This window comes from Rhodopirellula sp. SH410 (assembly GCF_055811895.1).
Genome location: NZ_CM147949.1, coordinates 4,092,693 through 4,103,688 on the forward strand (window position 1 = coordinate 4,092,693; position 10,996 = coordinate 4,103,688).

General features: G+C 58.0%; 7 protein-coding genes. 3 read left to right on the plus strand and 4 right to left on the minus strand.

What is annotated here, in order from left to right; all coding sequences use genetic code 11:
• The 4 genes from SH410x_RS14810 to SH410x_RS14825 all read right to left on the minus strand — a co-directional run bounded on the left by SH410x_RS14810 (position 1) and on the right by SH410x_RS14825 (position 6,272).
• Positions 1 to 999: an AAA family ATPase gene (locus SH410x_RS14810; protein WP_473677316.1), complete on the minus strand. Its 999-nt coding sequence runs from the start codon at positions 997 to 999 to the stop codon at positions 1 to 3.
• A 241-nt stretch (positions 1,000 to 1,240) separates the two neighbouring features.
• Entirely contained in the window at positions 1,241 to 2,095 is an 855-nt protein-coding gene (locus SH410x_RS14815) for a DUF4159 domain-containing protein (protein ID WP_473668345.1), read from the minus strand.
• A complete protein-coding gene (locus tag SH410x_RS14820) occupies positions 2,092 to 4,719 on the minus strand; it encodes a tetratricopeptide repeat protein (protein WP_473668347.1) in 2,628 nt (875 codons plus the stop codon). Before SH410x_RS14820 ends, SH410x_RS14815 begins: the two co-directional genes overlap by 4 nt.
• Positions 4,720 to 4,916: 197 nt before the next feature.
• Positions 4,917 to 6,272 (minus strand): hypothetical protein, encoded by a 1,356-nt coding sequence (locus tag SH410x_RS14825; protein WP_473668350.1) that lies wholly within the window; start codon positions 6,270 to 6,272, stop codon positions 4,917 to 4,919.
• 225 nt (positions 6,273 to 6,497) lie between these two features.
• Between SH410x_RS14825 and SH410x_RS14830 the strand changes: the two genes are divergently transcribed.
• The 3 genes from SH410x_RS14830 (at position 6,498) to SH410x_RS14840 (ending at position 10,972) form a co-directional block, all read left to right on the plus strand.
• The gene (locus SH410x_RS14830) at positions 6,498 to 7,886 is read left to right on the plus strand and encodes a DUF1501 domain-containing protein (protein ID WP_473668352.1); all 1,389 of its coding nucleotides are present in this window, start codon (positions 6,498 to 6,500) and stop codon (positions 7,884 to 7,886) included.
• A complete protein-coding gene (locus SH410x_RS14835) occupies positions 7,883 to 9,358 on the plus strand; it encodes a DUF1501 domain-containing protein (protein ID WP_473668354.1) in 1,476 nt (491 codons plus the stop codon). The genes SH410x_RS14830 and SH410x_RS14835 overlap by 4 nt, the downstream gene beginning before the upstream one ends.
• A gap of 198 nt (positions 9,359 to 9,556) precedes the next feature.
• On the plus strand, positions 9,557 to 10,972 hold the full coding sequence (locus SH410x_RS14840; RefSeq protein ID WP_473668356.1) for a DUF1501 domain-containing protein: 1,416 nt from the start codon (positions 9,557 to 9,559) through the stop codon (positions 10,970 to 10,972).
• Positions 10,973 to 10,996: the final 24 nt, after the last annotated feature.

Genomic DNA, 10,996 nt, shown 5'->3' on the forward strand with positions numbered 1-10,996 from the left:
TCAAGAAGCCGAGGTCGAAACAGTCGTGATCAATCGATCGATCACGTCTTCGATCGAGACGCCTTCGGCCTCCGCTTTGTAGCTGAGGAGCACTCGATGTCGAAGTGTCGGGTGCACGAGTGCGCGAATGTCGTCCATGCTGACGTGTGCGTTTCCATTAAGCAACGCCCGAGCCTTCGCCCCCAGCACCAACGTTTGCGCGGCCCTCGTCCCCGCGCCCCAACTCACCCAACTGTCGATGAAGTCGGGCGTGCCCTCTCGTCCCGGCCGCGTTGACGCCGCCAGCCGAACCGCGTAGGCGCCGACCTCGTCGGCGATTGGGACTTTGCGGACGGCTTCATGGAACCGAATCACATCCTCGCCTGTGAACAGTGGCTCGATTGCCTCGGGCTGCGATGATGTCGTCCGCAACACCACCGCGAGTTCATCCTCCTTCGGAAGGTAGTCAATCATCACGTTGAACATGAAACGATCGAGTTGTGCTTCCGGGAGCGGGTAGGTTCCTTCCATCTCGATGGGGTTCTGGGTCGCCAGAACGAAGAAGGGCTCCTCCAGTTGATGGCGTCTGCCGGTTGCCGTGACCTGGTGCTCCTGCATCGCCTCGAGCAATGCAGCCTGAGTTTTAGGCGGCGTTCGATTGATCTCGTCAGCGAGTACGACGTTGGCAAAAATCGGGCCTTTGACAAACTGCAACTGGCGGCGTCCATCCTCGGATTGTTCGAGAATCTCAGTCCCCGTGATGTCAGCAGGCATCAAATCGGGCGTGAACTGAATGCGTTGGAACTTAAGGTGAAAAACCTTCGCCACGCTGCTGACCAGCAACGTTTTGGCGAGGCCGGGAGCGCCCGTGATCAGACAATGCCCGCCGGCGAACAAACAAATCAATAGCTGTTCGATGACATCCTGCTGGCCAACAATCACTTTGGAAAGTTCGCGGTTGATTTGCTCTCGTCCCGCACGGATCTGTTCCACAACGCGGGCTTCCTCTTCGAAGGACATGGTTTCCATGGGCATCGGCAAACGAACTTCCAGATGAGGTGTTGGGGCAATCCGAAAACGATCGCGATCTCCGCAGCAAACGCTGTCGGTTCAGGATTTTCGGAAGGGAAGGATTGAGGGCGAGGTGTATGAGCCGGTGGACGCCAGCCCCGGTCTATTGAGACGCTTCGCGTCCCGCAGACGGCAACCGGGGCTAGCGCCGACCGGCTCATTGCACCAGCAAATTAAGTTGATTTGAATTTCAGTGTGTCATGGCATAGGTCACGATATTGATCCCCATAGGATAGGCTTTCTTGACGGAGAACTCTTCGAAATACCACTGGTCTTCGCCTTCGCGTTCCCAGCCGTCACCAAGATCGGTGTTGTGGCATATGAAAACCATGATTCGGTCGGCGTCATCGTAAATTGCTCGGTAGTGTGGTACCGAGTTATCGCTTCCGTCCCAGGTTGGCTCCCAGGTACCAACGCTTCCGTCGAAGCCGCGGCGGGCAGCGTTGATGGCGGGGACCTGAGGTTTTTCCTTCAAGTCGTAGACGCAGTGAAAAATCTCATGCGAGAGTGGTACTTCCTGAGGAGCGCGGTCGGGAAAGACTCGCTGCAGCTCCAGACGCAGGTTCTCGTATTGAGAGTCGCCCCAGAAATCGTCCACCATCAAAAAGCCTCCGTTGAGGCAGTAGCGGCGCAGGGCAGCGACTTCCGCTTCGTTAAACACCAATGAACCGGGTTCGATGATGTAGATGAACGGATAGTCGAACAGCTCTTCGTCAGTCAGTTCCAAGACCTTCGGTTCGGGGTTGACTTTCAACGTCGTCAGCTGCTGCAAGCGGAGCGAGAAATTGAGATCGCTATCGCGGTAATCGGTGCGCCAACCGCCACCACGTCGCCCCCGACCGCCATAAGACTCGTATTTAATCCGCACGAACGTAAAGAGGTCGCCCTTGAAATTCTCGTCGACCTCCCAGTCCGGAACACCGTTGCGTTCGGTAGAGATTCCGTCTCGCCACCAACCACGCTGCGCCACAGCAACACCTGAGAACAACACCGCCATCACGGTGAGTCCGACCAGCAGTTTTCGAAATGAAAGACGAGCGATCATCGACTCACCTCGCTCGGTTCGAGTGCGGGCGTTTCATCGTCGCTGGGTGGCTTGGATGGTTTCTCAACCAATTTCAGCAACAAGCGATGCGCGTCGCGGTAGCGTGGGGCTTCCTCGAGTGCTCGTAGCACGTGATGCTTTGCTTGATCGGTTTCTCCCATCGTCGCCAGCGCCTGGGCGAGACGAAAGTCGATGGCTGCGGGATCGACCGGGTCCATACTTGCGAGCGCACGAAGCGAGCGCACGGTGTCGCCGGGTCGATGGAGTTGCTCAGCCGCCCGGGCCAACTGTTCGTGACCGGTCGGCAGCAGCGGGTTAATCGACAAGACGCGTCCGGCATAGTTGGACAATTGATCCCAGTCTTGGTTTTCGACGGCCATCTCCATTAAACGCCGCAGGGCCGGTAAAGCATCGCTCGAAAGTGAAACAATTTTCTCAAGCGTCTCGCGTTCCTTTTGGGGCTGGTCCGTTTCGCGATAAACCTCGGCCAACATTTCGAGCGGTCCACCTCGCTCGGCTGTCACCGCGTCAAGCTCACGCAGGCGTTCGAGCGGCTCACGCGCCTGCTCAAATTGCTTCGCTGAGACGCGTGCCTCGGCGAGACGACGCAGCCCCCAATAGTTATCGGGATGTTGTTCGCCCCATTCCTGGAGCTGATCGACCGACATCTTTTCGGGTAGGCCCTCTTTCGACCAATCAACATCAGGAGCAAAGTCCTCGGCTCTCTGGCGAGCAAAATCGGAGAACTCACTATCCAATTTCCCTAATGATCCGACCGAACGAACAAGCGCATCATTGATGGGCAGGCCGTCTCCAAGATCGTTGAGGACCTGTTTTAACGCATCGATTCCGTACCGCTCGATCAAGAACTCGACGACCAGAGAGGATTCAAAATAGGCGAATTGGAGATGAGTTGCTGAGGGGGGACTGAGAAATGCGGCGCTCAGATTACTGACCCTCGTCAAGTTCTTGTCCAATAACATCTCCCGATACAGCGGCGTCATCGACTCACCCCAGGAGGGATCACGCTGCCGCTCTTCGTAGACGGAAATCCCCTCGCTGAGCCAGCGTGGCATTCGATTCTTGGTTTTTTCCAGCGTGACCACGTGACAGAATTCATGCCAAAGTACGCTTTGCCAATTGCTGGGCCGTGGCCCTTGCGATGCGGGGCTGTTCGCTGTGATCACACGACCGAAACAAACGCCTAGGAAGCCTGCACCACCGGGCAAACCGAATGTTCGGATTGCGAAGTCTTTCTGGTCGGGAAAGATCTCAACGACAATCGGCGCTGTCGGTTCGACGTCGTACTTCGCACACAGGACCGCCTCAGCCTCCGTCAACAGCTCCAGGACCGCTGCGCCGTAGACCTCAGCCTCGTGGCGGTCCATCCGCACGTGAATGTCGCCCATCTCCAGGATACTAAAGTTCTTCAGCCGATCATGGAGCGTGATCAAGTTATGGGCAACGACGTTGTACTCGTCTTCTTCCGCAACGACATGGGCGAGTTCCCACCCCACATCATCGTAACCCAGACGCAACAGATCTTGAGCCAATTGGAAACTGGCGGCGGAATGATCAGGCTCCATCGCCAGCGCCCGACGCTGGTACTCCGCCCCCTCTTCGAACCGATACTTCTGCGACAGTTTACGGCCGATCCAGTGATCCACCTGCGGGTTGTTTGCCCACGTACTGAGCGCCGCAGCTCGCATCAAGGCTTCGATGTCGGCGTTTCCCTGCAGGTGGGCCAGCACTGCCCGCAGCGCCCAAGCCTGCTGCTCGTGCGGATTAATCGCCAATACCTCTTGGAGGGTCGACTCCGCCGCGTCGTACTGTTCCCGGTCGATCTCACGGTCGGCAACAAACAGCAAACTGGGGATGTGTTTCGGGTTTTGCTTGAGTGCCTCCGCGATTGCCAAGGCTGCCTTTTCCGAATCGCTCGGTTCCCAAGCTCGCGCCAACAGGTAGTGGATGCGCGGATCTGTTTCGTCGACCCGCTGGGCTTGTTGGAGCGTTTCGGCAGCGACTTTGAAATCACTTTTTTGCAGTGCCAATTCGGCTGTGGCAATGTAGGCTTCGAGAAAAGTCGGATCGGCATCCCGCACGCGATCATAAAATAGCCTTAGGATTTGCCGTGCGTCCTCGCCACGCTCGGAAAAATAACGCCCCGCGGCAACCAAGTTGTCACGGCTGGCCAGACGAGCGGGCGCCGTTTCGATGAGTTGCAGGATCCGGGCCTGCGATTCGGCTGCTAAGTCCGGCAAATGATTGTACCGGAACACTTCCACCCCCAGCATTCGCAGCGTTAGACTCGTCGGATAGCGAGTGATCGTCGCGTTGTACGTCTGCAGAGCGTCAGCGTATTTACCCGTCGTGAGTTGGCACTGGATCAGCAATCGAGGCCAGCGTTCATTCCAAGTCCCACGTTCTACTTCCGCGGCCGCGGCCGACGCCGCCTCCTCGTACTGACCGGCTCGGAACTGTCGATCCGCCTCCGCGTAAACAGCGCCGGAAACCGCCGAGACACCCAATGACAGAGAGCAGATACATGTCACCACCAGCACCACGACAACTCGCAAAGCGGGTCGGGCGTGAGTGCAAATCGACTTCGAAATCGAATCAGACATTCGTGAGCGGCTCCCTTTTCAGAAGATCTTAGGCCTCCGTCATTCTAGCGTTACCGCGAGCGTGTGGTGGCAAAAGAGAGCAGCGGCCAGGAAATTTCAGGAATTGCGTTCGCCTACCCGACACTCGAAACCGGCGGCCGATCGACGAGCCCGATCATACCTAGAAGGTCGAGGTACTGGCAGGACTGAGTTCAACTTCACTTTAATCGCGGGACGGCAGCCGTCGGCGTTGACTTCAAACCGACAGTGTTCACCGTGATGACCTCATACTCGTGTGCATCATCGGCGGCCGTGGTATCAGTGAACTCCATTTTTGCCAGCGGTTGGGCGGGCGTATCGCTGTACTGCAGGTTCTGAAAGAGCTGCCGGCCGAAGTGATTCGGGCCACTGCCGGTGACTTCCGCGAGGAACTTCCCATCACGCATCACGATGAACTTTTCAATTCCGCTTTCCAGGTCCGCCTCGGCGTTCCAGTGCAAGTGGCTGCCGTCGCGTTGGAGGTGCGTCGGTGCGGGCGGTCGGGATCCATCTAGGACGTCCGTGTCTTGGCGAAACTGCATCCACGCATGGGCGATGTTTTCGCCGGGTAACCATCCCATCGCAAGCGGGTCACCCTTGAAATCAGACGCCGGGATCGCGGTCGTTCCCAGCGGTTCGGCCAACCACGCGTTGTCGTCTGAAATCGCGTTCATCGGTTCGCCAGGTAGGCTAGGTAAGCGCAGCTCAAGGCATTTATCCAACCACGGAATCGCCAGGTAGCGAGAGTTGCCGCATTCGTGTGCCGTCAATGGATCAATCGCAACGCCCAGCAATCCACCGCGTCCCCGCACCTGCTCGAAGAAAGCGAGGTTGGCGGGCCATACGTTATTAAACCGACCGTCTTTCACCGTCACGCCTTCCTTCGTCCCCAGATTGCACATCATGGGAACTTGAAGCGCGGCATCGGGAAGTGAATGCGATTGGATCTCGGTTCGATCAGGATTCGGTTGCAGCAACGGCACGCCAGATCGCAGCCACGCCGCAATGATCCGTTCGGGCTGTGTCATCACCATGCCGCCGCACCAGTGACCACCGCCGCTGTGTCCCCACAGCGCAAGCGGCGCCTCGGCGAGTTCCGTGTGACCAGACATCTCGCCGAGGTCCTGCAATGCACGATCGAACGTGACTGCCGAACCGTTCCGCGGATCGCACCACATTTGACAGTCCGCTGCCTGGGGCTGCTCGTAGGACGGAGACAGCAATGCACAGCCATGCTTCTTCGCGAGAGCTTGCCAGTGCAGGTCATAGGCGCCGGTCAATCCGGAACGGCACGAACCTTCCCCGCAACCATGCTGATGGACGATGATGCCGTGAAGCGTCGGAACGTTTTCTGGAATCCAGACGGTGTAGTTCACCGCGTACTTCAACTCGTTCGGTTGATCGGATGCGGGATACCGGACGCGATAGTACGGGGGTTCGGCATCGGGGAAGACATCGTAGGGAGGTTGTTGCGCAATCGCATCCGATGTCGCGATCACCAAGATGGCTACGAAGAAACGATATAGGAGTGGCATGATCTATCTTGAGTTCGGGAAAGGAGGTGGGAGAAACAGTGTAATGGATGTCCGTCGGTAACGTTTTGATTGCCTACGGGAGCTCAGTCACGGGGCCCACAGAAAATCCAAAGAAAATTCAGCGGTTTGACATCCGCTCACACCCGAGTATGCGCATCGTGTAGAATGACGTTCCCGCCAACGAAGACTATCCCACCTCAAAACCTGCCTTTCTGGGAATCTCCCATGCTTAAGCCACTCTATGGATTGGATCGCCGAGGATTGCTGCGCGCCGCTGCGGCGGGTGTCGTGGGGGCCTCGCTGCCGAAAAGAGTTTCTCTGGCCGACGAGCCGATGGCTGGGAAGCCAGTCGGTTTTGGGAAGGCCAAGTCGGTGCTGATCGTGCTGCTCAGTGGTGGCCCGAGCCAGCTCGATACACTGGATCCGAAGCCTGATGCACCGGCGGAAGTTCGCGGTGAGTTCACGCCGATCTCGACCACGATTCCTGGCGTGTCGGTTTGCGAACACCTGCCGAAACTTGCCCAGCAGACCGATCGCTGGGCCATCGTGCGTACGCTCGCCCATCGCGAGCACAATCATTTGCTGGCGACACACGTCGCGTTGACGGGCCGCCCCACACCCTTGCCACGTGGTGGATCTGACTTAGATCGCGTCGAAACTCGGAATGACTTTCCCAATTTCGCTTCCGCCTTGGATTTCATTCGTCCGCGCAGCGATGGCATGCCTTCGGGTATCTCGTTGCCGAACTATTTAATCGAAGGTCCGTTGACGTGGCCCGGTCAGCATTCAGGATTCTTGGGCGCCAAGCATGATCCATGGCAGATCAATGGCAATCCAAACGACAAGGATTTCCGGATGCAGGCGCTCACGATGCAAGACGGTGTCTCGACGGGGCGACTCCAGTCACGACGCGAACTGCTCGAGGAGATGAACCAAGGTCACCATCGGCTGAGTGGCGTTGAGACGGAATCACTCCGCGATCAGCAGAAACTCGCGTTCGGCTTGCTCACGTCCGGCAAGTTAACGCAAGCGTTTGAGCTCGATCGTGAGTCCGACGAAACACGAGATCGTTACGGTCGGAACAAGTTCGGCCAATCGTTACTGCTATCCAAACGCATGATCGAAGCCGGCGTGCCCATGGTCCAAGCGACGATGGGCATCGTGCAAACCTGGGATACGCATGTCGACAATTGGGGCAAACTCAAGAACAAACTGCTTCCACAACTCGATCAAGGCTTGGCAGCGCTGACGGATGATTTAATGGCATCCGGATTGATGGACGACACCTTGTTGATCGTCATGGGGGAATTCGGTCGGACTCCCAAAGTCACCACCTTGCCCGGCCAAACGATTCCAGGTCGTGATCATTGGGCGCACGCGTATTCGGGTTTGTTTGCCGGGGCTGGGATCAGGGGCGGTCAAGTACTCGGCCAGACCGATGCCCAAGCGGCCTACCCGGTGTCGAATTCTTGGTCACCCGCGGATATCTGCAGCACGATTTTCAATGCCCTGGGTGTCGACTCAGGGGCGACCTTGATTGACCCACTCGAGCGCCCACACCATCTACTCAACGGCAACGTGATCTCGAATCTGTACACGGGAGCGACGTCATGAGCGACCGGTCTGCCCATCAGACGGCATCGACATGGCAACACGCGAAGCGTTCGCGCCGCGAGGCGTTGCAAGCCGGTGCGATTGGAATCCTGGGACTCGGGATGAATCATCTCACGGGGTTGCGCCAAGCGACGGCGTCGGAGGGAGTCCCGCCGAGCGGTAAAGCCAAGTCGTGCATCTTCATTTTTCTTTCGGGCGGCCTCTCGCAGCACGACAGCTTTGACATGAAGCCGAATGCTCCGGACAATATCCGAGGCGAGTTCCAACCCCGGGCGACCAAAACTCCGGGGCTGCATATTTGCGAACATTTGCCGAAGCTCGCCCAGCGCAGCCAGATGTGGTCGCTCTGTCGTTCGCTCACGCATAGTTCCAACGAACATTCCGCCGCCCATCACATCATGTTGACGGGACATTCCGACTTGCCGACAGGATTCAGTCCGAACAACGCGAGTCGATCCGATCGTGCGTCGATTGCGTCCGTGGCGGGCTACGCGATGCGGGCGAAACAACAGAACAACTTGCCCACCGCGGTCGTGTTGCCGGAGCGTCTTGTCCATAGCAGCGGTCGCGTGATCCCTGGGCAACATGCCGGTGCGATGGGGCCACAACATGATCCGTGGATGATCGAAGCGTCCCCGTTCCATAGCACGTCCTATGGCGCATTTCCCCAGTTCACGTTTGATCATCAAGATCGCGGCAAGCCGGACGGTCGCCTGTTTCAGGCACCTCAGCTTTCCTTGCCAGACGGGCTTGGCATGCAGACCATCAACGGCCGACTGACGCTGTTGGATTCGTTGAATCGCCAGCGTGAGAATCTCGCCTCATTCGCTCAGGTCGAGAACTTCGATCGGCTGCGGCAAGGAGCTGTCTCTTTGTTGACAGAATCCTCTGTCCATCAAGCAATGGATGTGACCAATGCGGATGACAAACACCTCGATCGCTACGGGCGCAACTCGTTCGGCTGGTCGTTGCTGATGGCCCGGCGATTAGTGGGTACCGGAGTCAGCCTGGTGCAGGTTAATCTCGGCAACGATGAAACGTGGGATACGCACGGCAACGCATTTCCTCACCTGAAAGACAACTTGTTTCCGCCGACCGACCAAGCCCTTTCGGCTCTGCTTGACGATTTACATTCGACGGGTGAATTGGAAGAGACACTGATTGTGGTCGCAGGCGAGTTTGGGCGGACACCGCAAATCACATTGCTTGATAAACATTACAAATTGCCAGGCCGTGACCACTGGGGCGCCGTCCAATCCGTGTTGTTTGCTGGCGGAGGAATTCAAGGGGGCAACGTGGTTGGGAAATCCGACGCGCATGGCGCGTATCCCGACGAGCAACCCGTCAAACCAGAAAACTTCGCCGCGACCATCTACGATGCGTTGGGAATTCCCGCCACAGCAGCCTGGCATGACGCAGAAAATCGCCCTCACCACATCTACGCAGGCGAACCCATCGCTGGTTTGAGTTAGTCGGCCGCGGAGAGCCTATGCCCAAAGGCTCCCCGGCAGGGATCTCGACCGCACACATTCGACCACCAATTTCCACCGTTAAAAGTCCTGGCTCGTTTCCTAGCAGCCGATCCGTTGACGTCCCCTTTCGTCCCACCGTTCTCTCCCACCGTTCTCTCCCGCCGTCGCCCCCCTCCGCTCCCTCCCACCTAGCAAACCATGTCATTTCGTGAAACGAGCATGCCTTCGGGCTGCCGCGAATTCCGACGATCCAATCGCATAAGCCGCCGGCAAGTACTGCAGGCGGGCTCCCTTTCAGCGTTGGGGCTTGGCTGGGGGGAACTGGAGGCGCGACTGGCCTTGGCACAAGAAGCCGGTCAGAGCTTGCCCCAGAAGCGTGCCAAGGCGTGCATCTTCCTATTCATGTGGGGCGGGCCCAGTCAGCTTGATACGTTTGACATGAAGCCCGATGCGCCGGCGGAGGTTCGCGGCAGCTTCAACCCGATTTCCACCAAGGTTCCCGGGACTCAAATTTGCGAGCACTTCACGGGGCTCGCATCGATGACGGACAAGGTGGCGATCATTCGCTCGCTCACGCACGACGATCCCGCTCACCTGTCCAGCGGCCATACGACTCTGACGGGCCAGCTCGCGCCGGTCGTCAAGAGCGATGCTGATCCGCCCAGTGCCAAGGACTCGCCCCATTTAGGCGCGATCGTCTCGAAGCTTCGCCCCAGCACGAATGGTTTGCCCTCGTTCGTCGCGATGCCCTGGAAAGCGTATCATCCCGCCGCGCCAGGCGGCGAAGCCCCCGGGCAACACGGTGGCTGGCTGGGCTCAGCCTACGACGGCATGTTACTCAATGGCGACCTGAATGATCCGAACTGGCACCCACAGGGACTGTCTCTGCCGGCGGACATCGGTCTCGGCCGTTTGGAATCGCGAGTGGAACTGTTGAAGACACTCGATGCGCAGCGTGCGAGCTTGCATCGCTCGCTCGGCGCGTCATCGTATGGAAACCACCAGTCGCGGGCGATGGAGATGATTGGATCGGGCAATGTGCGTTCAGCGTTTGACTTGACTCAAGAAAGCGACGCGACCCGTGAGCGCTACGGCCGGAATATTCATGGCCAGTGCATCTTGATGGCGCGGCGGTTGGTCGAGCATGGCGTCCCGTTGATCTCAGTGAACTGGCACAACGACGGAAAAAACTTCTGGGACACGCACGGGGACAATTTCAATCGTTTAAAGAACGACTTGATACCGCCCGCCGACAGGGCGTTGTCAGCGCTTTTGACGGATCTCGACGAACGCGGTTTGTTGGACGAGACGATCGTTGCCTGGGTGGGTGAGTTCGGTCGCAAGCCACAGATCACGGCGGCGAATGCTGGTCGAGAACATTGGCCGTTCTGCTACAGCGGCCTCCTCGCCGGCGGCGGGATTCGGCCCGGCATGGTTTATGGTTCCAGTGACAAACATGCTGCCTACCCTGCCTCCGATCCAGTCACGCCACAAGACTTCGCCACCACCATCCTGCATGCGATGGGGCTGCCCACTCAAACCGCTCTGCTCGATCGAGAAGAGCGACCTCACCGAATCACTTCAGGGAGAGTTCTGCATGAATTACTCGTGTGACATCGTCCGAACCGTCACGGACAC

Coding starts and splice junctions, on each gene's coding strand:
- SH410x_RS14810 (WP_473677316.1), bottom strand. CDS start 999: ATGTCCTTCGAAGAGGAAGCCCGCGTTGTGGAACAGATCCGTGCGGGA.
- SH410x_RS14815 (WP_473668345.1), bottom strand. CDS start 2,095: ATGATCGCTCGTCTTTCATTTCGAAAACTGCTGGTCGGACTCACCGTG.
- SH410x_RS14820 (WP_473668347.1), bottom strand. CDS start 4,719: ATGTCTGATTCGATTTCGAAGTCGATTTGCACTCACGCCCGACCCGCT.
- SH410x_RS14825 (WP_473668350.1), bottom strand. CDS start 6,272: ATGCCACTCCTATATCGTTTCTTCGTAGCCATCTTGGTGATCGCGACA.
- SH410x_RS14830 (WP_473668352.1), top strand. CDS start 6,498: ATGCTTAAGCCACTCTATGGATTGGATCGCCGAGGATTGCTGCGCGCC.
- SH410x_RS14835 (WP_473668354.1), top strand. CDS start 7,883: ATGAGCGACCGGTCTGCCCATCAGACGGCATCGACATGGCAACACGCG.
- SH410x_RS14840 (WP_473668356.1), top strand. CDS start 9,557: ATGTCATTTCGTGAAACGAGCATGCCTTCGGGCTGCCGCGAATTCCGA.